This window comes from Flavobacterium flevense (assembly GCF_900142775.1).
GTDB lineage: Bacteria > Bacteroidota > Bacteroidia > Flavobacteriales > Flavobacteriaceae > Flavobacterium > Flavobacterium flevense.
The window spans coordinates 50,794-75,042 of sequence record NZ_FRCC01000014.1; the positions used below are offsets into that span (position 1 = coordinate 50,794).

Annotated in this window: 19 protein-coding genes; 1 reads left to right on the forward strand and 18 read right to left on the reverse strand. The window is 33.6% G+C overall.

Translation table 11 applies throughout. The features are described from left to right. Positions 1-6 precede the first annotated feature (6 nt). The gene (locus BUB89_RS16590) at positions 7-1,032 is read right to left on the reverse strand and encodes a TolB-like translocation protein (RefSeq protein WP_159434589.1); all 1,026 of its coding nucleotides are present in this window, start codon (positions 1,030-1,032) and stop codon (positions 7-9) included. A 464-nt stretch (positions 1,033-1,496) separates the two neighbouring features. Between BUB89_RS16590 and BUB89_RS16595 the strand changes: the two genes are divergently transcribed. Continuing rightward, complete coding sequence (locus BUB89_RS16595) at positions 1,497-2,582, forward strand: hypothetical protein (protein WP_141384497.1); 1,086 nt, start codon at positions 1,497-1,499, stop codon at positions 2,580-2,582. A 139-nt stretch (positions 2,583-2,721) separates the two neighbouring features. On the opposite strand, the gene BUB89_RS16600 is transcribed toward BUB89_RS16595, so the two are convergent. The 17 genes from BUB89_RS16600 to BUB89_RS18385 form a co-directional block, all read right to left on the reverse strand. Next, complete coding sequence (locus BUB89_RS16600; RefSeq protein ID WP_200806842.1) at positions 2,722-4,113, reverse strand: sulfatase family protein; 1,392 nt, start codon at positions 4,111-4,113, stop codon at positions 2,722-2,724. Next, complete coding sequence (locus BUB89_RS16605) at positions 4,113-5,579, reverse strand: sulfatase (protein ID WP_073247128.1); 1,467 nt, start codon at positions 5,577-5,579, stop codon at positions 4,113-4,115. The genes BUB89_RS16600 and BUB89_RS16605 overlap by 1 nt, the downstream gene beginning before the upstream one ends. A gap of 11 nt (positions 5,580-5,590) precedes the next feature. After that, entirely contained in the window at positions 5,591-6,589 is a 999-nt protein-coding gene (locus tag BUB89_RS16610; RefSeq protein ID WP_141384495.1) for a hypothetical protein, read from the reverse strand. 6 nt (positions 6,590-6,595) lie between these two features. Further along, positions 6,596-7,990, reverse strand: coding sequence for a sulfatase (locus tag BUB89_RS16615; RefSeq protein ID WP_073247132.1), 1,395 nt, complete (start codon positions 7,988-7,990; stop codon positions 6,596-6,598). Between the two features lie 14 nt (positions 7,991-8,004). Then, positions 8,005-9,174 (reverse strand): glycoside hydrolase family 43 protein, encoded by a 1,170-nt coding sequence (locus tag BUB89_RS16620; protein WP_159434590.1) that lies wholly within the window; start codon positions 9,172-9,174, stop codon positions 8,005-8,007. Between the two features lie 11 nt (positions 9,175-9,185). Beyond that, positions 9,186-10,787, reverse strand: a complete 1,602-nt coding sequence (locus tag BUB89_RS16625; protein WP_073247136.1) for a sulfatase-like hydrolase/transferase — start codon at positions 10,785-10,787, stop codon at positions 9,186-9,188. Between the two features lies 1 nt (position 10,788). Further along, complete coding sequence (locus BUB89_RS18115; RefSeq protein ID WP_159434591.1) at positions 10,789-10,938, reverse strand: hypothetical protein; 150 nt, start codon at positions 10,936-10,938, stop codon at positions 10,789-10,791. Beyond that, positions 10,929-11,864: a family 43 glycosylhydrolase gene (locus BUB89_RS16630; RefSeq protein ID WP_073247138.1), complete on the reverse strand. Its 936-nt coding sequence runs from the start codon at positions 11,862-11,864 to the stop codon at positions 10,929-10,931. Before BUB89_RS16630 ends, BUB89_RS18115 begins: the two co-directional genes overlap by 10 nt. Positions 11,865-11,880: 16 nt before the next feature. Further along, positions 11,881-13,497, reverse strand: a complete 1,617-nt coding sequence (locus tag BUB89_RS16635; protein WP_073247140.1) for a sulfatase family protein — start codon at positions 13,495-13,497, stop codon at positions 11,881-11,883. Between the two features lie 162 nt (positions 13,498-13,659). Then, positions 13,660-14,682 carry a hypothetical protein gene (locus tag BUB89_RS16640; RefSeq protein ID WP_073247143.1) on the reverse strand — a complete coding sequence of 341 codons (1,023 nt, stop codon included), beginning with the start codon at positions 14,680-14,682 and terminating at the stop codon, positions 13,660-13,662. Between the two features lies 1 nt (position 14,683). Continuing rightward, positions 14,684-16,234 carry a hypothetical protein gene (locus BUB89_RS16645; protein ID WP_083552925.1) on the reverse strand — a complete coding sequence of 517 codons (1,551 nt, stop codon included), beginning with the start codon at positions 16,232-16,234 and terminating at the stop codon, positions 14,684-14,686. Between the two features lie 41 nt (positions 16,235-16,275). Further along, positions 16,276-16,953 carry an NrtR DNA-binding winged helix domain-containing protein gene (locus tag BUB89_RS16650; RefSeq protein ID WP_141384493.1) on the reverse strand — a complete coding sequence of 226 codons (678 nt, stop codon included), beginning with the start codon at positions 16,951-16,953 and terminating at the stop codon, positions 16,276-16,278. 100 nt (positions 16,954-17,053) lie between these two features. Beyond that, positions 17,054-19,096, reverse strand: a complete 2,043-nt coding sequence (locus BUB89_RS16655) for a transketolase family protein (RefSeq protein ID WP_073247148.1) — start codon at positions 19,094-19,096, stop codon at positions 17,054-17,056. A 12-nt stretch (positions 19,097-19,108) separates the two neighbouring features. Then, entirely contained in the window at positions 19,109-20,428 is a 1,320-nt protein-coding gene (locus BUB89_RS16660) for a glycoside hydrolase family 27 protein (RefSeq protein ID WP_073247150.1), read from the reverse strand. Positions 20,429-20,443: 15 nt separating this feature from the next. After that, complete coding sequence (locus tag BUB89_RS16665) at positions 20,444-22,201, reverse strand: SLC5 family protein (RefSeq protein ID WP_073247152.1); 1,758 nt, start codon at positions 22,199-22,201, stop codon at positions 20,444-20,446. 2 nt (positions 22,202-22,203) lie between these two features. Next, positions 22,204-23,790: a glycosyl hydrolase family 28 protein gene (locus BUB89_RS16670; RefSeq protein ID WP_073247154.1), complete on the reverse strand. Its 1,587-nt coding sequence runs from the start codon at positions 23,788-23,790 to the stop codon at positions 22,204-22,206. A 365-nt stretch (positions 23,791-24,155) separates the two neighbouring features. Continuing rightward, on the reverse strand, positions 24,156-24,248 hold the full coding sequence (locus BUB89_RS18385) for an AraC family transcriptional regulator (RefSeq protein WP_073247156.1): 93 nt from the start codon (positions 24,246-24,248) through the stop codon (positions 24,156-24,158). Position 24,249: the final 1 nt, after the last annotated feature.

Genomic DNA, 24,249 nt, shown 5'->3' on the forward strand with positions numbered 1-24,249 from the left:
TAGATTTTATTCTTTTGACTTATTCTTGATTTTTGACCGAATGTATTCTTGTTCTTTAACAAAATCCCAAATAACAATTCCGTGACCAATGCCTGTAGTTTCACCAACTAATGAATATTGAAAAGCCATATACCTTCCGTCATCACTCACAACAGGATTGGTAGCTTTATATTTTTTATCTTTATTGAAATAGGTTATACGTTCTATTTTAGCGGAACCATCCAATGCTAATTTGTAAATATCAATATAATCCCAAGTGGTTCGTCCTTCGTCGCGCTTTGGATAATGGCGGGTGCTTTCTACTAAAATGTTCTTCCCATCTGGAAAAATCCCTTCTGGCTCATCATATCGATCAGGACGTTGTGAATAATTGACAATTTTTCTTGTTTTTAAATCAATCCCCATCACTTCAGCTTCATATTCTACAGCAGGAAAATGTGCATTAAAAATCAATTCATTATCATAAGGAGGTCTGAAATTTTGGGTTTCTAAATGCCAGTTTTCAACTTCTTTTGGTAAGTCTTTTGATTGTACAAGTGTTTCTATTTGCTTCAACATGGGAGTGCCATTTTCATAAACAATATCAGCAACATAAATATCATCAACCGTCCAAGCAATTTTCATTTGTTTTCTTGAAACCGCTGGACCTTCCTTACAAAATACACCTAATGGTGTTGGTGGTCCTGACAAATCTCTTTTCAATACCCAAAGTTCAGCCTTTTCCGGACTCCTACTTTTCCAGGGGTCATAGGCATCAAAAGTTTTTGACCCCGATAATAATATATCTCCATTTGAAAGATAAAGAGCCCTAACAAAACCCTCGTGAAAAAAATGATGCGTTAAGGGCGTTAATTTTCCTGTGGCTACTTCAATTTCAAAAACATCACCAAAAGTTTTCTCTAAAAAAACTATTCTTTTTCCATCTAAAGACCAATCGCATCGTTCTCCAAAAGTGGTGATTTTAGTTACATAATTTAGCATCGTATCTAGAGGATATTTTACGACCCCTGTTTTTTGTGCTATAATTACCATTGGATTCATAGTTATGCAACCAAAAATCACAATTACTAATATTTTTAACAAATTCCACATTATTAATTTTAGTCTAAATTATTTTTTAAATAAAATTAGCCTTATCACAAAAACTTTGTTGGTTTAAATCAACGAAAAAATAGCTTTTTTGTTTTTCTTTGAATAAAACCATAGATTATTGACTAAATAACCTCAAATAATTAAACTTAACATAAAACTACATGACTCAAATGTGTTTAATTTCAAAATTCTGACTCATTACAAAACCAATAGTAAATAAAAACTAATATCAAATTCTGATTATATTTTCTTTACCGCAAATTTTTCATTTGACTTTATCATATTCTATTATACAAATTAGCTAAATAAAGGAATAAACAAACAAAGCTTAAATTCAAGCTTCTTATATTTTTGAAATGCTTTATATTAAGCATTAACCAATTAATTTAATCAAAATGAAAAAAATGAAATTTTTAGCTTTAACATTTCTACTTGTGTTCATGAGCTGTAGTGAAGAATTAGTAAATTCAGTTGAAAGCCAAATTGCCGAACCGCAATCCCAATCTGAAAATGAAATTAAAACATCTCTCAGTGGTAAGTTAATTAATACGCCTAGTTTACCCAATGCTACTTCTACAATTTCGGGCACTATTTTAACTTTTACGCAAACAGGAAAAATTGGAACAGCTGATGGTAGCCTTTGGAATCCAACATTAGTAATACCCGCTAATAGTCCATTAACTGAAATAAAGATTAATGCTAATGTGACTTTATATGGTAATATTGTCATAAAAAAAACAAACTTCATCGTAACTGGAGACAATCGTGATAATTCAATTATAGATGGCTCTCGAACGCCCTATACAAAAGGCGATAGAAGTTTATGCTCTATAAGACATGATGGTAATGGAACTATTAGTATTTCAAAATTACAAAGTAGAAATCCTGCCAATTTTCATTTGACAGGTTTCAGCAACGCAACCATATCTGAGGTTAAAATTATTGAAAATAGAGAAACGCATTCTACAGATGGATTCCATTTTGCCAAAGGAGCTATTGTTGATCAAGCATTTATTGATACTTATGATGATGTATTGTACGTAGGTGAAGTAACCAAAATTTCGAATTCAACTATATATCATAATAAAAATGGAGCAATCTTTATGGTAAGCTGGGGGCAAAAAGTTTCTGATATTGGTACAGGAATAACAGAGGCAATAAATTGTACTTTTATTGATAATTATGTAGGTACTGATAACTATGCGCATGGAATTGTTGGATGGTCTCAAAAGAAAAATGAAGGTGCAGAACTTGCTAAAGTAAAGTTTACCAACTGTATTTGGAAAGCTAATCCTTCTAAACCGGTTAAGAGATCCCCTTTTTATACTTTTGGAAGAATCTCTGGGGAAAATCCTGATGCAATTATAAAAGATGGCACTATTGAGCAAATAGGTGGAAATTGTGCATGGACAAATCCAAGTAATATTAGATACGGAATAGGTGTTGTTCCTGCTGATTCTCAAATAATCAAACCATCAACCTGCCCATAAACAAATAAGTCATGTCTAGCAAAAAAAGGTTGTGGATTTTACCACAACCTTTTTTTATTCATATTAATCGGTCAACAATTACTTTAATTTCATCCAATTTGAAGCTAAGTAAATGTTTTTTGATTATGCCCTATTTGATCTATTTGAACTTTAAAATTTCTTCTGAAAGTCTTTTTACAATTGCAGGATGCTTCCCAAATAAATTTGTTGTTTCAGCAATGTCTTCCTTTAAATTAAAAAGCTCTGGAGTAGTTTTTTCATCAGCATTTCGACTTCCACCGTGTGGTAAATATTTCCAATCTCCTTTGCGAATGCCATAAATTTCAGTGCCTTTTGTATATAACATATAATCCCTGTTCAAGCTCCCTTTAACTTCTATGAGATTAGAAATATTCATTCCATCTAAAGGAACATTAGGAAGTTTTACTCCTGTATAATGAGCAATAGTGGGTAAAAAATCTAAAGTGGAAACGATAGCATTACTAACTTTACCTGATTTAATTTTTCCTGGCCAATACATAATGCAGGGCACTCTTACGCCACCTTCATAATTGGTAAACTTACCATCTCGAAATGGCAATGCACTTCCTGCCAAATCTTTGTATCCCAACCAAGGACCATTGTCGGAAGCAAAAATAATTAAGGTATTTTTTTCTAATCCTTTTGACTTTAAATATTGCATTAAATTCCCAACATAGTAATCAATTTCTTCAACAGTATCACCATACAAACCTCGTTCACTGGTTCCTTTGAATTTTTCAGATGCAAATAAAGGCACATGAGGCATTGCTGGAGTGATGTACATAAAAAATGGATTCCCTTTACTTTGATCAATAAAATCTTTTGCTTTATTAAAATAACGCTCTGTAAGGGTAGATTGGTTGCAGGGATATTCAATAATTTTGTCATTTTCAAAGAGAGGACATTGTTCTTTTATTCCAAGCTCTTTTAGTTTTTCCCGACTGCTTGTTTTAACCAATAATTGATCTTGTTTTGCTTTTTCTAAAGTATACCCCTCATTAAACACCACATTTTGGGCAAATTCTTGTTTTACTCCTATGTACATGTCGTTACTGTACGGAATACCATAATAGGTGTCAAAACCTTGACTAGTTGGCAAATTTTCTTTGAAATCACCCAAATGCCATTTACCAAAACAAGCCGTTTTATAGCCTGCTGACTTTACCACCTCTGCAATGGTAATTTCTGAACTCTCCATACCTTTAGCATCCGGAAAATACACACCTCCCACTCCATTATGAAAAGAATATCTTCCAGTCAATAGGGAAGCTCTGGAGGCGCTACAAACAGAATTTGTCACATAAAAATTGGTAAAACGAATTCCTTCCTTTGCCATTTTATCAAGCTGGGGCGTCTTAATTTTTGGAGAACCATAACAACCTAGGTCTTGATAGCCTTGATCATCTGTAAAAATTACAATAATATTTGGCTTCGTTGCAGTACTGGCTTTTTGGGCTGTCAAACTTAAAGCCGCAAACGCTAAAAGCATTGTATAGAATATTTTTCTCATTATCTTTTTTCCTTTTTAAGATGAGCGACATAGGCTCTTAATTCTTTTATTATAGCCTGATTTTCTTTTATATTAATGACATTTTTAAACTCTTTTGGATCTGTGGCATGATTGTACAACTCCTCAGAACCATCAATGTATTGAATAAAGTTCCAATCCCCTTTCTCAACACTTATATTTCCTTTTTCATAAGTAGTGATTGCAGGTTCTTTTCTTATATAATTTGCATCAGTTAATATAGGCACCAAGGAAGTCCCTTCTAAAAAATCAGGTTTTGCAATTCCGCTTAAATCAAGTACTGTTGGAAATAGATCCAATAAAGAAACGGCTTGATTGGTGCTTAAACCACGATTTTTCATATTAGGGTATTTAATAATCAAAGGGGAATTAGTCGCTTGTTTCCATAAACTAAACTTTTCCCATCTTTCTTTTTGGGCTAATTGCCATCCATGATCTGTCCATAATACAATGATGGTATTGTCTTTATTGGGACCCTTTTCGACACCTTCCAAAATCTTTCCAATACAGGCATCAGCAAAACTCATGGAAGCTAGATAGGCTTGGGTTGCTTTTTGCAACTGCCCCTTTTCCTTTACTAATCTCACAAAATTTGACGAGAAATTAGTTTTGGCAACTTCAGGTAAATCATCTTGATCGTCGGCAGGCAATTCTGGAATTTTTACACTTTCTAAAGGATACATGTCAAAAAACTCTTGTGGAGCAATTTGAGGGGAATGAGGTCTAAAAAGTCCCACCGCTAAAAAGAACGGTTTATCGTGTTTTTCTCCTAAATAGTTAGATGCAAATTCCGCATTTTTCCAATCTGAAGTTTCTTCTTTTTTTTCTGGTGTTACTCCCCAAACTCCAAACTTGCTCAAGTAATCTGGTTTATTTATATTCATTCCTTCTTTATACATTGCACCTTCCAACCATTTGGCTTGATTGTTTTTGTCTAAATACAACTGATGTCCTTTAGTCCCAACATCATTAGGGAATTGGTAATTCCACGACTGGGGATCAGATTGGGGATCGGGTTCCGTGCCTTTTCCTCTTCCGTTATGAAACACCTTACCCGCAGCAACAGCTTCGTAACCATTCTGTTGCAAATAGATCGGTAATGTTATTCTATTGGCATTTCCCGGTAAGTCTCTAAAATTCCCCGGATTGGTATATTGTCCGTTTGTTTCAGGACGAACCCCAGTCATAATAGCTACTCTTGATGGATTACAAGCCGGCACCACGCAATAGGCATTGGTAAATAACTTTCCTGCCTTTGCCAATCTCTCCATATTTGGCGTTTTGGCAGCGCCTCCCATAGCGCTTGTCCAGTTGTTCATATCGTCAATGGCAATAAATAAAATATTGGGTTTTGCTGCTACTGCTTCTTTTTTGGTTTGACTGTAAGTTGTAAGAGATAACAATAAGACTAACGATGTCATTATTATTTTTGAATAAATTTGTTTCATTTTTTTTTAATTTAAAAATCTTTTGAGATTTCTTTTCCTTTCGTATCAAATATTTTAAGTTGATCGTTCCCTTTTAATTGGGTTGAATATCTCTTTATATTTTTAATGTTTACATTTTTCAATGTTCCCTTCAATGTCTTTTCAAAATTACCATCGTTTTTATCGTCAAATAAATTAACCATCGAGGCCGTAGGATTATCAATGCTAAGTCCATCAATATTGATCGTTACCGTATATTTACCAGTTCGACCATTAATTATGGCATTACTTCCGCCTGGATTCCCTCTACCACTATTTCCAATAATTATCAAATTCTTGAAAGTTCCTACCGCTCCATCTGGATAATCCCCCCAACCTAACTGAATAGGTACTGCATTTTGTACCATGTTAATAGTTGTATTGGTTACCGTGATATCATTATACACTTTTATCACATCATCACCTGTTTCAAAATAGCAATTATCAACCGTCGAACCGTCTCCTGCAGCGATACCATCACTATGATTTCCGCTACCCCCACGTGTATCTATAAAATCAGAATCCTTTAAATGAATTACAGCTCCTAAACCACGTACATGAAATGATCTCGGGTTTAAGCTCGTCATATTTTGTAAGGTCATTGTGCCTCCATGGGCTTCAAACGAACTAATTTCGAATGCTTTAATGTTATTTTTTTGCGGCCAACTTTGTGTTTCAGTTCCATAAACTACTGAAGTTTTTCTGTTTTCACCAGAAATAGTGCAATTTCCTTTAGTATGAAAACCTCCATTTACAGTAGTATTAGCATTAATTATTATTTTTTTCACCTCCTCAGGAACATCCCAAAGAAAACCTTTAACACCTTTTTCTGTAAAATTTATTGCACCTGAAGTTTCTAATTTTAATACTCCTGAATCTGCTTTCCAAGTACATTTCCCACTGTACTGTTTTTGAAATTCTAAAACAGATTGAGAATAGGAATTACTCAAAAAAAGAATGCAGACTAGGAGACTATATTTCATCATTTTCATTTTTTCTTATTTTTTTAAAATAGCATCCATCTTTTTAGACATCTCCGCTTTTACGTTTGCATATTCGGGTTTATTGGCTAGATTAACCCATTCTAAAGCATCATTTTCGTGATTGTATAATTCTTCTGAATTATCATTGTATCTAATGTATCGCCATTTTTCTGTACGAATCGTATTTCTCCCCTCACCCATTTGAGTTAATGAAGGATGATCCCAATCTAACTTAGGATTTTTTAATAATGGCAAAAGACTATTACCTTCGTTCTTGCTGTTTTTTGGTAAACCTGTAAGTTCTACCAATGTTGGATATAAATCTAATAAATTAACAGTCCTTTCGGTTCTACTCCCTGCTTTGGTGACATTTGGAGCTTTAATGATTAATGGAACCCTGCAAGCTTCTTCCCATAATGTGAATTTTTTATAACGCAATTTTTCTCCTAAATGCCAACCGTGATCTCCCCATAATACAACAATAGTGTTGTCTTTATACTTACTTTTTTCCAAAGCATCCAACATTTGACCAATACAATAGTCAGCATAATTGATACTTGCCAAATAAGCTTGTACGGCTTCTTTTTGTTTACCATATTTTTTTATGGCTATATAATCTTTACTTGGTTTGGCATTATCTCCAACATCCTCTAAATCGGTTTCCAATACCGATGGAAGTACAATTTTATCTAATGGAAATTTATCGTAAAATTCTTTTGGAACATTCCATTCTAAATGAGGTCTAAAGATTCCACAAGCCATGAAGAAAGGTTTGTCAAAATCCCCTGCCAATTTTTCTGCTGCCCATTTAGCATTTAGGTAATCTGGAGTATCTTCTGTTTTTTGGGTGGTAGCATACCAGTCCATATTATTATCCATCTCTCCTTTAGGAATTCCATTAGACATAAAACCTTCTACTTTTTTAGCATGACCATAATTACCACTCACGTTTTCCCAATTGTTCCATGTCTCTTTACCAGTTGCCGGTGTATGGTATATTTTTCCTCTGGAAAAGGTTTCATAACCATTGACTGCAAAGTACTGGGGAATCATCTGGGTGCTTTTAAAAACCGGACTATTAAATGGTTTGTCTGCATTACCATAAATCTTTGTTGAGGATGGTTTCAATCCAGACATTATTGCAGCTCTGGAAGGATTACATACAGAAGCTGTGCAATAGGCTCGATCAAAGACCATACTCTGTTTTGCTAATCGATCCATATTGGGAGTAAGTGTTTGTGGATTTCCATCCAAAAAACCTACCCAATCATTTAAATCATCGACTGCAATAAACAATACATTGTATTTTTTTAAATCATCTGATGCGTCTTTTTGTTTCTTTTGGGCATTAGAGTTAAAACTCACAAAAAGCAGTAAAAAGCAACCTAATGTATTATGAATTGTTTTCATTTAAGAGAAATTAATTATTTATTCAATATAACCTTTTGTTCTGTATATGTTGGTCCATTTGATTGTACTCTACCCTGTTCATCAAACCAAATAGGATCAATTACTAAAAAAGGTTTTTCATCATTCTTAGAAGGAATAATTCCGTGACAAGACAACCAGTATCTTCCATCAGGACCTTTAAAAATTGCATTATGCCCCACTTGGTTAAAAGGGTTTTTAGGATCTCCTGTATATTCAAATCCATTTTTTTTGCAAGCTTGTTTGCTCTGAGCTCCATAAAAGGGGTTTCTTTCATTCTTGACCCAAGGACCTTGAATATTTGTAGCAGTGGCATACCCGATTTCATAACCTCGTGTCCAACTGGAATAAAATAAATAATAAGTTCCGTTATTCTCGATTACATAAGCACCCTCAATACCAATGGCGTCCCAATCATGATATTTTTTTACTTTAGGAATTAGTCTTCCATCATATCCTGGTACTTTTAGCACTTCACCATTTTTATCGTAATCATAATCAACGGGGCTTGGTTTGATGGCACTTTTAGGCTCTGTCAAAAAAGTTCCTGTTGCCAAATCAATTTGCGCAAAACCAATACCGAATTCTCTTCCTCTATTCCAAAAAGCCCAAACTTTTCCATCCTTATCTTCAAAAAAAGTTAAATCATTTCCATCACATAGCGGTTTTTTCTCAGTAACAATCTTGTATGGCCCTTCAATATGATCGGACACGGCATAACCTGGATGCTGCCCAGGGAATCCTAACTCGTCATTATTACAATTGAATAAGGCATAATATTTCCCTTTTACTTTTTGAATTTCTGGCGCCCAAAATCTACGATGGTACCATTTATTTTTATCTCCTGCTTTAACAATGTATTTTATAAACTCCCAATTGTTTAAATCTTTGGATTTATACAAAGCCACCCCTTTATTCAATTCACCTTTTGTTTCTTGCCTGCCCCAATGAGGATAGGATGTACCTGTCATATACCACGAATCTCCATCGCGAAATACTTGACAATCTCTTAATCCTTTGGGATCTATTCCATTCTTTATTGGATTTTGATAGCTAAAATAATCTTTGTTATTATTGGTTGTTTGCGAATGCGATTCCTTACATCCCACCAACATCGAAATGAATATAACACTGCTAATAATCGTTTTAAAATTTAATTTATTCATTTTAAAAATTTTTATTTTTGTTTTTCCCATGGCATTAATTCGATATTATTAGGTCTATAATTTTTAATCAGCTGACCTGTTTCTTTTGCTTTTTTTATTTTATCATTAAACATTTGTTGGGTATCACCTGGATTCCAGTACCATTCACTTGGCTGTTGTTCGGTTTCCATAATCTTTTTCATAGAAGCAGTCTTTTCAGCATATTGATCGGCTAGATTCGTGTTTATCAATTGATCTTCTTCAATAAGATACAGTTCTACTTCTTTATTTGGATGCGAACGGTATGCAAACCAAGGCCCTTGTCGAACAGCCTGTTCATCTTTTCGGGTAAAATACATAAATCGATCCTTTGGAATTGCATTTCTATCTCCATTCAAAAGTGGAATTAAGTTAAACCCATCGATCCCTTCAACAGGTTTTGCTTGGGCGACAGAAGCAAAAGTTGGAAACAAATCAACTAGCCATACAGGCTCACTAATCACATTGGGCGTATCTTGTTTTGGTAAATGAATAAAGAAAGGGATTCGCATTCCTCCCTCTAACCCACTGAATTTACCACCTGTAAAAGATCCTTTATTATGCAAATAGGGATCGTCTTCCCATACAAGTCTTCCATCATTCGACTCAAAATTCTTTGATTTTGAAGGATTATGCATTGAATACCCATTATCAGAAGCAAAAACTATAATGGTATTATCGTAAACACCTTCTTCTTTTAGTCTATCAATCAATTTACCCACTGAAATATCCAATCGTTGTACCATGGCTCCCCATTCTCGAGATTGAATATCCATATCTTTTCTGTCTTTCAACTGTCGGAAATCATCCACAATCGTTGGTCCATGTGGCAAATTGGTCGTAAACCAAAGAAAGAAAGGCGCTTTTTTGTTTTTCTGAATAAATTCGGCTGCTTTGTCATCAAATAAGTTGGGAGTATAAGCTGCTTTGGACATATCCATATAAACCAATTTACCATTTTGATTGTAATATTTCTCGAAATCTATATGAGACGGATTGCCTCGATCTTTCTCATACAAAGGCTCAATGTTCATTCCTTTATTTTGAGGAAAATAAATTTCTTTATTATTCTCATACAATACTAAAGGAAAATAAGAGTGAGACTCATAATGAGTTAAAAAACCATAATGGTAGTCAAATCCTTGCTTTAATGGATTTCCAGAATCCTCTTTATAGCCTAACCCCCATTTGCCCACAACCCCCGTTTTATAACCCGATTCCTGTAGCATTTTGGCTAAAGTATAGGTGTCTTGAGGTAGGTTTTCGAAACCACGGGCACTGCTATTCAATCGAATTGGACCATGGCCTACGTGTTTTCCAGAAAGAAAAGAACCTCTAGAGGGAGCACATTCAGGCGCAGCTGCATAGGCTTGTGTAAACCGCGTAGAGGTCATACACAACTTATCGATATGAGGAGTCTTATAATTTTTTTGACCATAGGCACTAACGTCTCTAAAACTCAAATCATCAGATAAAATAAAAACAATATTGGGTTTACTATTTTTTTCAATTGTACGGTTCTGATTTGAACTTTGACTAAAACTTCCAATTGTAAATATGGAAGTCAATACTATCAAGCTATTTTTTATCATCATATTAAAATTTTTGAACTTCTTCTTTTCCAGGATGAGCATAATTTGCATCCTTCACTATCACTTTTACATCTCCGTTTACCATCTTAAAATCAATAGGAACCAGGGTAAGTCCTTGCTTTTTTATAGTATAAGCGGTATCACTCAAATCCATTTTTGAGCTTCTTCTCCAGATAGGGCGGGTTTATTTGCATTATAAAATGCCGTGCACCACCAATTGCCGTTTTTATCCTTAAATGGCGTTCCATGTCCTAAAAAACGACCAGCAAATTTCCTTTCATTGTAAGGTCCTGTTACTTTATCGGCTGTAGCGTAATACAAATTATAGGTGCCGTGACGCATTGTATCTGTACTCCAAGCAGTTCCAAAAAGGATATACTTGTTTTTGACCCTAACAATATAACAACCTTCATGACCCATTTTTCTGTTGGAAGGATCTATCTTAATCGATTCTCCTACAAATCCGCTAAAATCTTCTTTTAGCTGAATAATTTCGGCACATTTATCAATCAACCAAGGGGTTTTGCCATCCATAAAAATCGCAGGATCATGGTGCTTACCAAAATTAAAACTAAAAGGTTCATCAAAAGGGCTTACTAATTTTTCTCCTTTTGAAACCATCAAATTAGACTGGCCTTGATTGGATGTATAAACAACTACCCATTTCCCATTAACAAAATGAATTTCGGGTGCCCACACCATCGCCTCTTTAACATTATGTTTGTTTTCTGATGAAACGGCTCTTTTTTCCATTTCTTTACCCCAAGAAGATTGAGTTGTATTCCAGACCACTCCTAATGATTCCCATGATACTAAATCACTACTTTTAAAAATTTCTATACCTCCTTTTGGTGCTTTCAAATCCAAATCACTACCTTGTCTGGTACAAGTTAAATAATAAAAGCCATCTGGAGCTAGTTCAATATAAGGATCACGCATCCAAACATCTTGCATTAAATAAACTGCCTTGTTGTGGCTTTTTATTTCTTTTAGTTGCCCCTCTTTATCTTGTGCAATTAGTGAACTATAAAACAATGTTATTAAAACCAATAACAAACTTTTACTTACTACTTTTTTCATGTTTTCTTAAAGATATTTATTCGTTTTGTAAACTGGTTTTCTTTCTAATTACAGGCTCTAAATTATGACCATTCTTATCAATATAAATAGGTTCATAATCGTTGGGATCTACCCATTTTAAATTTCCTATGGTGCCGTTCATATAATTCTCGTAATAATTTTGGTATTGGGTAAATGGAAATTGTTCATACAAATGGCCAAAACCCTGCATTCGTAAATCTCCTTGAGCAGTTAATTTTTGAACCATAAAATCTTCCATTTCCGTTAGCTTCTTTTTGTAATTACTATCGGTTGCAAGATTCGTTAAACAATAAGGGTCTTTGGCGATATCATACAATTCAACAGCTGGACGCTTGCCAAAACTCATCATCCAATAGTCAGTATTCACTCCTGCACGACGCAAATTGATCAACAACGATTTTGTTGGACCTTTATCAACATTCAAGTAACCCGTTTCTGGATTACAAGCTGGCCAACGATCCGTCTCATAATTGCGTAAAAACAACATATTATCTTTGTGAATACCACGAATAGGATAGCCTTCATCATTTGGTCGCCCATGGTCGTGTCTTTCTTTTCCAACTAAAACAAAATTGCGACTGGAATCAATATTACCTGATTTCTTTGTTTCAAAAAGATTCATCAAACTTTTACCTGGTGTTGGATACATTCCTGAACTTTTCCAGTCAATACCAGCCACTTCTAATAAAGTTGGAGCAATATCTACAAAACTAATATAATCATCTACGCTCCTATTTGGGTTCAAAATTTTACCTTCCCACATAATAGCCATAGGAACGTGATTCGAGTTTTCATATTGATTTCCCTTTACACGAGGAAAAGGCATTCCGTGATCAGAGGTATAAATAATTATTGTATTTTCTAACTCCTTTGTTCTATTAAGTTCGTCCAAAATTTTAGCCACATGACTATCTGCATATTCTAATTCCATCGCATAATCTAGTAAATCGTGACGAACGGCTATAGAATCAGGATAATATTTTGGAACTTCTTTGATCATTTCTAATTTTTTTCCTCCTTTATTTACCCCGGATTGGTATTCATAAGGACGATGTGGCTCGTTAAAACCAACCCAGAAATTCCAAGATTTCCCTTTAGGAACTTTATTCAAAAAATCTTTAAAATTACCGCTGTAATCGTTAACAGCAATTTCTGTAGTGGGTGATTTTAGTTTTTGTGTATCAAATGCTTCTCCAACAAGATTTCGTTCTTCGCCCGTTGCTGTAATTGCAATTCCGGGAGACCATCCTTTTCCAGTATGTCCTGTGACATAGCCGTTATCTTTTAATACTTCTGGAAATGTTTTGAACTTGGAAGGAAAATAAATAAAATGATTTGCAGCGGCGTCTAATTGCCATGAATTTCTGCCGGTCAGAAACGAAGCTCTAGAAGGAGCGCATTTAGCGTTTGGCGTGTAGGCTTTAGTAAATAAAACACCTTCTTTCGCAACAGCGTCGAAAGAAGGTGTTTTAACATAAGAACTGCCGTAGGCACTCATGTCCAAACCTGCGTCATCCAACATAATGATTAAAATATTAGGTTTGGATTTTGCTTGCTGGGCTGTAATAAGTATGGAAAACATCGCAAAACAAAAAGAGAAAAAATATTTCATGAAATTTTAGCTTTTAACAATAAATCATTTCCATAATATATTATGACATACAATGGAATTTCAAATATGATAAATATACCACTCTTTAGGTTGCTCTTTTGTTCAAAAATATAGCTAAATGATTTTACAATGTGGTAATAAACGGTGAAAACGCATTAAAATCTACTGTTTACAATCGTAATTTGCTTTTTGTTCCACCGAATCGCAAATTTTTAAATTATTAACTCCAGCGGTTCTTCTTTTAGAATATTGTTTGACCTTAATTTTTGCGTTTGTAATAGTGCCATTAAGGGTCATTGTTTTATCCCATAAACTTACCATAACCGCATTTTGATTATCAACTTCTAAACCATCAATATTGATTGTAACTGTAAACTTTCCTGCACGACCATCAATTACTGCGTTGTCGGTAGCACCACGTCCTGAATCTCCTATGATTTTTAGATTTTTAAAATTACATACAGCACCATTTGAATAATTTCCCCAACCCAACTGAATTGGCACCGCATTTTCAACCATTTTAATAGTGCAATTGGATACCGAATAATCAAAATAAGCTTTAAAAACATCATCACCAGCTTCAAAATAACAATCATCAACAGTTGATCCATTTCCACCTACAAAGCCATCGCTATGGTTTTGATTCCCTCCTCGATCATCAATAAAATCACAACTTTTGACATGAACTACGTGACCGAAACCCTGTACAAAATAAGAAAACGGATTTAAAACTGTTAAATTTTTAATCGACATCACACCACCTCTATTTTCAAACTGAGAATAATGCCATTCTTTTAAATTTTGTTTTCCAGGATTATTGGCATCCGCCCATTGCTGTAAATCTGTACCATAAACAATAGATTTTTTTCGATCTCTTCCTGAAATCATAATATCGGAGCTTGTCTGAAAAGCCACTGTTACGGTTACATTATTTCCTATTATAATGTTTTTGACTTCTTGAGGAACAGTCCAAAAATGATTTTTTTGATCATTTTCTAAATCCTTTCCAGTTCCAGTTTTATTTTCAAAAAAAACTACACCTGATTTTACAAATTCAATTGTTTTAGTTTTTTCAATCCATTTTATCTTACCCGAATAATTTTTCTTTAATTCTGAAATAGACTGTGAAAACATTGGAAGCATTCCAATTAAAAAAACAACAATATAAATACTTATTTTTTTCATCTTACTTTTTTATCATTTTATATGCTTTAACTCCATGAGCTGGTATATTCTTGGCTGTAAACACATTTGAAAAGTCACCTAACTCTTCATTAGTCCATAAATCAATAAATTTGTAATTACCATCCCAATATTCCCAATGAAAATAAAAACTTAGATCTCTTGATTTTTCTCCTAAATTAAAAAAGGCAATATATCTTTCTTTACCATCTCTGGATTCAGCAGTCCAAATACGATCTTCTCTTTGCATCCCTTCATAAACAAAATTGGCAATTTGATGATTATTAACACTGTATTGATCAATATTGATTAAATTTTTATTACTAATCATATCAAAATCTTCCGGTTTACTCGTCAAAGGATCTCCTCCCCAAATCAAAGGCGATTTAGCAAAGCACCATAGTGTCATTAATGTTTTTTGCTCCTCTTTGTTTAATCTTGAAAAATGTTCCGTTTTATCACTGCTTTCTTCTTGTAATGGATAATCTCCAATACACAAATTACCAATAGGAATCATATCTAGATCAGGCCAAGTTCCTTGATTTATCATTGGTTGCCATGCATAGGCCAAATCGAACATGTGCGCAACACTCTTCCATTTATCCCAAAAATCAATCGAAATACGATACATATTTGCATTTCTCTCTAAATGATTTGCATAACTCACCATAGTTTCTCCACATGACAAACTCAGCACCATTGGACGACCACATTTGTCTATAGCCTTACGAATTAATTCGATTTCTTTTGCATGATAAGTAGGTGCCGAAATGTCATCTACTTTAACAAAATCTACCCCCCATAGAGCATACAATTGAAATAGAGAATTATAATACTCTTGAGCACCAGGCTTGAATGGATCTAAACCGTACATATTATTATTCCATTTACAAGTGTCTTGCACTTTGGCAATGTCTTTAGCAAAATATTTTGAATTCTTAATTGGAGTGTTTTGTGCAACGGCTTGACGAGCTATACCTCTCATAATATGGATTCCAAACTTCATTTTCTTGGAGTGTACATAATCACCAATCGACTTAAATCCATTATTATTTTTTGCAGATGGAAAACGATTGACAGCAGGCAACAAACGACCATATTGATCCATCGTCATTAATGGTGAGAAATTTCCATCAGCATCTTTTAGTTGTTTTAACGGAAAAGTGGTCCATTTATCAGGACTCCATCCTTTTGGACCAGGATTAAACCAACAAAAGTCAATAGTAGCGACATCATATCCGTAAGGCAATAATTTTTTTTCTAAAATATCTACCGACTCTAAAAACTGTTTTTCAGTAACAGCACCATGATAGGCATCATAGCTATTCCATCCCATTGGAGGTGTTTGTGCCCAAGACTTAAATTGTTCTTTATTTACTTTACTTTTTTCTTGACTATAAACGCTGTTCAATGAAAACAAACCTATTGCAAAAACAAGTATTAATGACTTATTATAAAGTCCCATAACTCTTTTATTAAAATTCACATTGACTGCAACAGCCCTAAAAATAGCAACTCCAATTCCTATGGAGTAATTTACACTTATATCATTCACTTGTATTTTTCTTTTTTTTTAAATTATTGGAACTTATTTATTCATACTAATTTTAATTGAAGTAACTTTTCTGCTTTCAATCGTTCCCAATTTATAGTGTACAGATAAGCTCCCTTTCTTGAAATGATTTTATCTTTTATATCTAATTTAATTATACAATCAACTGCTGTTATTTTTCTGATAAAATTTCTTTTATCAATTTCTTTAGAATAAATCTGTTCATATAAATCATGAAGTTGTTTTATTGTAAATTTCTCAGGAAGTAACTCTAAAATAACGGGAGAAAACATTCCTTGGTTTTTCAATTTGACAATTAGTAAGTTAATTAACTTAATAGAATTATTTTTGCAGGTAGGTAAATCTTTAATTGGAAACCATCTCCCTAAAGCACTATTGATTAGTTTTGAATTCCATAATTCTTTTGTGACTAAAGAAAAATAAGTTACTTTTAAAATGTATTCATTTAGATAATGATTAAAACTTTTTTCGGTTATGAGTTGATGTACTGATACATTATCAATATCTGTTTCTCTCTTTAGCATTTCTTGTACCCCCTCATTCAAAGTTCCATCGATGTCAATATTCCCTTTTATGTGATCCCAATTATCAACTCGATTTTCTGATACCAGAAAAACTTCCAGTTGATCATTATGAAAACTTAACAACACACAATCGACTACAAATCTTACTGTACCAAAAGTCTTGTAGTTATTTATCATTTTTAATCTGTTTATTTATTCCACTCTATGTCTTAAACTACTAACATTTTCCTTTAATACCTCTGCTATTTCATTTAATTTACTGTCTCTATAAAAAACTTCATTTTATCTTTTCTACTTTTAACAACTCGACTACTTGTTTAAAAACATTTTCACCTGTAAAGCCAAATTTCTCATCCAAAACTGTAGCTGGCGCTGAATAACCAAAATGGTCTAAACCAAAAACTTTTCCGTTTGCTCCAACCAATCCTTCTAGATTTATAGGCAAACCTGCAGTTAATCCAAATGCAGATACATCAGTAGGAATTATACTTTCTTGATATTCTTTACTTTGCAATCTAAAAAGTCCCTCTGATGGTACAGAAACAACTTTTGATTTTATACCTTCTCTTTCTTCTAATAATTTTGCTCCTTCAATTAAAGTGGCAACCTCAGAACCATTAGCAATTAAAACCACATCTGGATTTTCTATATCAATAATAGAATATCCTCCTTTTGAAAGTTCAAGAGCATCTGTATAACGTGAATTAGAACTTGAAGGTAAATCTTTGATTCCTTGACGAGATAAAATCAAACCTGTTGGTACTTTGGTATTTTCCATAGCTAGTTTCCATGCAGTGTTGGTTTCTGCTGAGTCAGCTGGACGTAATGCTATAAAACAAGGATTACCACTATGATTTTTTAATTTTTCCAGTAATCGAATTTGTGCTTCTTGCTCAATTGGTTGGTGTGTTGGCCCATCTTCTCCTACTCTAAACGCATCGTGGGTCCAAACATATTTCACAGGCAATTCTTGGATAGCACTTAATCGAATTGCAGGTTTCATATAATCTGAAAATACGAAGAAAGTTGCAACAACAGGAATTACCCCACCATGTAAAGCAATTCCGTTGGCAATGGAAGCCATCGTCAATTCGGCTACACCAGCTTGTAAAAAAGCACCCGAAAAATCATTCTTCTTCAAAGCATGAGTCTTGCTTAAAAAACCATCAGTCTTATCACTGTTTGATAAATCTGCAGAAGAAACAATCATGTTCTCCACATTTTGCGCTAAATAGCCCAATATATTTGCAGAGGCGGCTCTAGTTGCTAAACCTGGTTTATTTATAACCGATTCAAAATCTAATTCTGGTAATTTACCAGATAAAAAACCATCAAGTTTATTTGATAATTCTGGATTTTCAGATTTCCAATTTGCTATAATTGCTTTTTTGCTTGCAGCCTGCACTTTTTTATTGTTTAGAATAGTGTCGTAAAAAGCAGCTACATCTTCATATTTTGCGAAAGGATCTTCTGTATTTGCTCCTAGATTTCTTAATGTTGCATTAAAATCAGCACCAGTGTGACCAATTGGCTGTCCATGTAACTCACAGTGGCCTTCCCAAATAGTACCTGTTTCTGTAACACAACCTTTACCCATAATAGTTTTTCCGATAATTAGGGTTGGTTTTTCTTGTTCCTGATTTGCTATAGTCAATGCCTTTCTAATAGCATCATGATTATGAGCATCAATAGTTAATACCTTCCATCCCCAAGCTTCATACTTTTTTGCTGTATCTTCAGAGGTTACTTCATCTGTCATGGTAGAAAGCTGCACATCATTAGAATCATAAAACATAATAAAATTATTTAATCCTAAATGTCCGGCAATTCTTCCTGCTCCTTGCGATATTTCTTCTTGTACCCCTCCATCAGAAATAAAACCATAGATTTTATGATCCATCCAATTGCCAAAACGAGCGGCTAAAAACTTAGCAGCAATAGCTGCACCTACTCCCATGGTGTGTCCTTGTCCCAAAGGTCCTGAAGTATTTTCAATCCCTCTTAAAACATCAACTTCCGGGTGACCAGGAGTTACAGATCCCCATTGTCTGAAGTTTCTTAAATCTTCTTTTGCATAATTGCCTAATAAATAATATTGTGCATATAATAATGAGGATAAATGCCCAGCATCCATAAAGAAACGATCTCTAAATGGCCATGATTTATCGCTAGGATCAAAATTTAAAAATTCAGAATATAAAATATGTATAAAATCAGCTCCACCCATTGGTCCGCCGGGGTGACCAGAATTGGCTTGTTCAACCATCGCAATCGCTAGTGCTCTAATATTATCTGCGGCTCTTAAATTAATGTTACTCATTTTGATTACTTCTTACTTTGATATTAAATACATTTTAGCACCATGAGGAGCTACATTTACTGAAAAACTTTTGGTGTAATTACCTAAGTTTTCTTTTTTCCATAAATCTCTAATTGCTACTTCATCATTACAATTCACGTCGGAAAAATCCATAGTAATTTCTTTTTCTTTATCAGAAATATTGAATAAGGCGAAGTATATTCCTTTCTCATTTTCAGCAATCCAGATTTTTTCATCATCATTGCCTTTCAACAATTGATTATTCCAGCTGTTCTGATTCACTTCAAGAACTTCTTCATTGGAAATCAAACCAATAGTAAACTCATTGGTGTTTGGTAAATTCCCACCAAACATTAACGGAGAACGAAACATGGACCATAAAGTCATCACCGTGATTTGTTCATCATTTGTAAAATTTGAAACTCGATTTATACCTCCGGACTCTCCTCTTGGTAAATCTCCTAAAGGAAGCATATCGGCATCTGGCCAATGCCCTTCCGTTACAAATGGTGCCCAAGTAGCACAACGATTCATTTGCATTTTAAGCGAACCCCATTCGTCCCAAAAATCAGCTGATATACGCCAAAGATTGGTATGATTTCTTAGGTGATTGATAATAGTTGTTTCTGGTCCACCAGGAGAAATACTAAAAACAATATCTCTGCCTGATTTGTCTATCGCTTTGGCCATAGCTTCAACATCATCAATTCGATATGGGGAACCTTCACCTGTTGGCGAGCCACTACTTCTATGCACTTCTGACCAAGCATTAATATCATCAGCTTTTATATAATCTACTCCCCAACTGGCATATAACTCAAAAATAGAGTCATAGTACGCTTGTGTTTCTTGTTTTGAAAAATCCAAAGTTCTTAAACTGTTAAACCAAGGACATCTTTCTCTGTTATACGAAATTTGATCTGCTGTTAGATTAGTCCCCTTTACTTTCGTTTTTTGTTGTACAGCTTGAACCGGAATTCCACGCATGATGTGGATTCCTAATTTCAATCCCAAATTATGGATATAATCGGCCAAAGGTTTGAATCCTGCCCCGTTTACCGAAGAAGGGAAACGAATAGGATCTGGGATTAATCGTCCATATTCATCAATCAATTGTGAAATATTTTCTGTTTTATAATTATGATTATCAATTTCAGGGCCGTACCAACCCAAATCAACCACAACATATTCCCAACCGTATTGTTTTAAGTTTTTTGCTATAAAGTCGGCATTGTTTTTCACTTCTTGCTCTGTAACATTGGTACCGAAACAATCCCAACTGTTCCACCCCATAGGTGGTTTTAAAGCTCTATTTGTTATTTTTTTGTTCATTTTAAAAATTTATAATTATACAATTACGGAAAAGAAAATAATGATGAATACTAAAATTAAAACACATAACAACCACCATGAAAAGATTCGGTTGTACCATTTATCTCCCAAACCTTCTCTCAAAGCTTCTCCTTTTATATTAAATACTAAATCATTGCCAATTAAATTTTCTCCTTTTTTTGAAGTTAAAAAGGCAGAAACAACACATACCACCATGGAGAAAGTCCAAGTGATTAATCCCTGATTTGCAAATGGTTTTATGGCATTAGCAAACTCTGAAACAGAATCTTGCAATGGCCCAAATTCAAGGAATTTAAGAAATCCTGCCATTGCAAATCCAGAAAAAATAGTGATTAAAGCATCTTTACCATTGACACGTTTCCAAAGCATTCCCAATAAGAAAATAGCAGAGAATGGAGGTGCAATAAAAGTATATAAAGCTTGAATTAATATAAATAAATTAACTTTAGTCACAGTCGCTAATAAAACAGCAAATCCTACTGATAGTAATAAGAACAAAAGACCTGAAACCTTGCCTACTGAAATATAATGTTCTTGTGTTTCATTTTTTTTGTATATATCTTGATACAAATCCATGGTAAACATGGTTGACGTAGAATTTAATACCGAACTCACAGTAGATTGAATCGCTCCAAAAAGAGCCGCCAATAAGATTCCTTTCATAAAAGTTGGTACCAAAATATTGATCATTACTATATAAGTTTTGTTTGCTTGTTCACTCTGAAAACTCCAATCAGTTGAACTTAAGAATTCAGGTTTCATAGCAAAGAATATCAACCCTGGAATTACTACTATTACTGGCAATAATAATTTTAGAAAAGAAGCTAAAACCATTCCTGCACGTGCGTGATACATATTTTTAGCGGCAAATATTTTTTGAACCATGGTTTGATTTACCACCGTATACCACAAACCAATATAAAAGAAACTAAACACCCAATGAGTCCAAGGGTTTGAATAATGATTTAAGGGTTGAATCACCGAAAGTCTGTTATAAGAATCACCTTGTTGTGCACCCTTTAAAATATTTGGAACATTAACATCAATCCATTCTTTAGCCCAAGCCACTCCACCAGAATTCACATCAAGCATTTTAGAAAAACCGGGAAGAATTCCGTTTCCGTCTCCTAAATAAGTCAAACCTAGAATCGTTACCGTTAATCCTCCAAAAACCATAATCAAAATGGTAAGAACATCCATGAAAGCTACCGATTTTAATCCGCCCCAAATTGCCCAACCTCCGGTTGTGATTCCAATAATAAAACAAGACAATATAGGACTTAAACCAAAAAACTCAATTAATATCAAACTTCCGCCATAAATAACTGGTCCCATAAAGGCAAAAATATTAGCCAAAACAGATACAACAGCAAATATTACTCTAACGCTTTTATTAAATCGTAATTCTAAATACTCAGGTGTAGTATATACTTTTGAAGTCAATAAATAAGGTACAAAAAGCCAAATTAAAAATGTAAATGCGATTACTGTACTCCACTCACCAGTTGCCACACTAATACCATAAATTACAGCAGCACCAATGAGCCCGATGAAGTGTTCCGTACTAATATTAGCAGCGATATAGGAACTTCCTACTACATACCAAGGTAAGGTTCTACCCGCCAAGAAATAATCCGCAGAACTTTCGTCTTTTTTTCGTCCATACCAGTAACCTATAAAACTTAATAAAACAAAGTATCCAAAAAAAGCAAAATAATCCCAAAAAGACAGTTCAAAAATTGTATTTTCCATAATTATTTAATCATTTTTAAATTGGTTACAAATTCATTAGTCTTCAATTTTAATTGATTAACATCTGTCAAAACACCATCATTAGATTTTATATTCTTAAGCTTAATTCCATCAATATTACTATTCTTATTTTCGCCTAATAATTGCTTTCCTATATCATTCATTTTAGCATCAACCGTAATATTTTCTAATAACATATTCCTCAACTTTCCACCACCTTCACCTTGGTAATTAGATTCTCCAATTTCAATATCGAATAGATTACCATGTAATAATTTTACGTTTCTAAAAATTAGATCATGAATATCTGCACTTCCTCCATGACGAGCAGCAACAAAAGCTTTATTAGTAGCTGTTAAACTAACTACATCTTCAACCATAATGTCTTTTGCATAACCCTTTCCATTCCATGTTAGCATAATATCAGCACCATTATTATCCAATCCCCAAAAAACGACATTTTTGATTTTAATATTGGATATTGAAACACCCGTTAATTCATTACTACCATCCCACTGAATATTAGTTGAACCATTTTCTTTATCATACAAACCTGTAATACAGATGCGGTCATCATTACTCGCAATAAAAGAGTCATCTACAAGAACATTTGTACTATAAGCATGTATTCCATCGTTGTTATGTTCTCCGTAACCACATAACTTTACATTGTTAATTTTCACATTCTTACAATTGGCCACTTCTAATTGATAACTTGGGCTGCTTGTTATTGCAACACCATCAATTTCTACATTATCAGAATCTATAAAAACAACTCCTAACCAGTCTGCATCCCATTCTTCTTCTCTTTCGTTTTTATTAGGAGAAGATTCTTCGGCATGTGTAACAAAGGATTGAGAAATAATTCCTCTTCCTAATATCTTTACATTCTTTTTATTATTAGCTTTTATTGTTGCTTCTAAGACTGCACCACCAGCAACATAAACGGTGTGAATTCCATTTACAAAAGGATCCCAAGCTTGTCCATATTGATGAACACCTGGTTCTAAATACAAAACACCTTTATCCCCTTTGATAGGAATATTAGTCTCGGGTTTTTCAGCACTAATTATAAATGACTGTTCTTTACCATTAACAATAGCTGTTACAACAAACTTCTCTGGCGTGTTCAAAGTTAAAGTCAAACTATTTTTACTCTCATTAATCACGAACTCTTTTCTTTCAGGAAGTATTTTCCAGTTTGAAACTTTACCGTTTAAACCACTTACTTCAAGTGTAACGCTTTTAGTCATTGAAAAATTCACATAGGAAACTCCATCATAAGAAACACTTTTCAACTGCTTCACATGTTCATATTTATCTGCAATTTCACGAGTATGGTATACAAATGCATTTAGACCATCAACGGTAAGATCAAAATTGGTGGATTCTGAAAGCCCTTTTACTTTGTCTAAATTTTTAACCGCAGGATATAAAGTGATTTTCTGATCCTTTTTTACAGAATTATCAATTTTATTTTTTTCAAAACTTGTAGTGATAAAAAAACAAAACAATCCTATAACAACTAATGAACTGACCCTCTTTAACTGTGAATTATCAATACGAGTCTTAAATAATTTGTTCCCCATTTTTTCTATATTATTAATGAATAAGACAAATTTAGATTTGCATCACACATTTACAGTTGCTCAAATGAGTACATATTTTGTTTTTTTGTCAAAATAGACCAAACAAATACTATTATTTAGCCATTAATTAATTCAAACTAATAGCTCCACTAAAAGGATTAGAAATAACCCTTAGTAAGAAACTATAATTCCTTTTCATTTTTTACAAAATCAATAATTACATAAATTGATGTGCTGTTTTTTTTTTTAATTTCCTACTCAATCATTTCAACAAAAAAGGATTAACCTTAATTAAAAAGTTAATCCTTATAAATTTTCAGTATATTAATTATCTATTGAAGTATTGCTCTAAAGCCAGACACACACTACTTTTTATTATTCAAATTTTTAACAAACTCTGATGGTGTTACATCAAACTGTTTTTTAAAACTTTTTGTAAAATGAGATTGACTCTGAATC

What these genes read in the sequence shown, in the direction of transcription:
- BUB89_RS16590 (WP_159434589.1), bottom strand. Translation starts at nt 1,032, where the DNA reads ATGGTAATTATAGCACAAAAAACAGGGGTCGTAAAATATCCTCTAGAT.
- BUB89_RS16600 (WP_200806842.1), bottom strand. Translation starts at nt 4,113, where the DNA reads ATGAGAAAAATATTCTATACAATGCTTTTAGCGTTTGCGGCTTTAAGT.
- BUB89_RS16620 (WP_159434590.1), bottom strand. Translation starts at nt 9,174, where the DNA reads ATGAATAAATTAAATTTTAAAACGATTATTAGCAGTGTTATATTCATT.
- BUB89_RS16630 (WP_073247138.1), bottom strand. Translation starts at nt 11,864, where the DNA reads ATGAAAAAAGTAGTAAGTAAAAGTTTGTTATTGGTTTTAATAACATTG.
- BUB89_RS16670 (WP_073247154.1), bottom strand. Translation starts at nt 23,790, where the DNA reads ATGGGGAACAAATTATTTAAGACTCGTATTGATAATTCACAGTTAAAG.
- BUB89_RS16665 (WP_073247152.1), bottom strand. Translation starts at nt 22,201, where the DNA reads ATGGAAAATACAATTTTTGAACTGTCTTTTTGGGATTATTTTGCTTTT.
- BUB89_RS16640 (WP_073247143.1), bottom strand. Translation starts at nt 14,682, where the DNA reads ATGAAAAAAATAAGTATTTATATTGTTGTTTTTTTAATTGGAATGCTT.
- BUB89_RS16660 (WP_073247150.1), bottom strand. Translation starts at nt 20,428, where the DNA reads ATGAACAAAAAAATAACAAATAGAGCTTTAAAACCACCTATGGGGTGG.
- BUB89_RS16625 (WP_073247136.1), bottom strand. Translation starts at nt 10,787, where the DNA reads ATGATGATAAAAAATAGCTTGATAGTATTGACTTCCATATTTACAATT.
- BUB89_RS16610 (WP_141384495.1), bottom strand. Translation starts at nt 6,589, where the DNA reads ATGAAAATGATGAAATATAGTCTCCTAGTCTGCATTCTTTTTTTGAGT.
- BUB89_RS16595 (WP_141384497.1), top strand. Translation starts at nt 1,497, where the DNA reads ATGAAATTTTTAGCTTTAACATTTCTACTTGTGTTCATGAGCTGTAGT.
- BUB89_RS16655 (WP_073247148.1), bottom strand. Translation starts at nt 19,096, where the DNA reads ATGAGTAACATTAATTTAAGAGCCGCAGATAATATTAGAGCACTAGCG.
- BUB89_RS16650 (WP_141384493.1), bottom strand. Translation starts at nt 16,953, where the DNA reads ATGATAAATAACTACAAGACTTTTGGTACAGTAAGATTTGTAGTCGAT.
- BUB89_RS16605 (WP_073247128.1), bottom strand. Translation starts at nt 5,579, where the DNA reads ATGAAACAAATTTATTCAAAAATAATAATGACATCGTTAGTCTTATTG.
- BUB89_RS16615 (WP_073247132.1), bottom strand. Translation starts at nt 7,990, where the DNA reads ATGAAAACAATTCATAATACATTAGGTTGCTTTTTACTGCTTTTTGTG.
- BUB89_RS18115 (WP_159434591.1), bottom strand. Translation starts at nt 10,938, where the DNA reads ATGGATTTGAGTGATACCGCTTATACTATAAAAAAGCAAGGACTTACC.
- BUB89_RS16635 (WP_073247140.1), bottom strand. Translation starts at nt 13,497, where the DNA reads ATGAAATATTTTTTCTCTTTTTGTTTTGCGATGTTTTCCATACTTATT.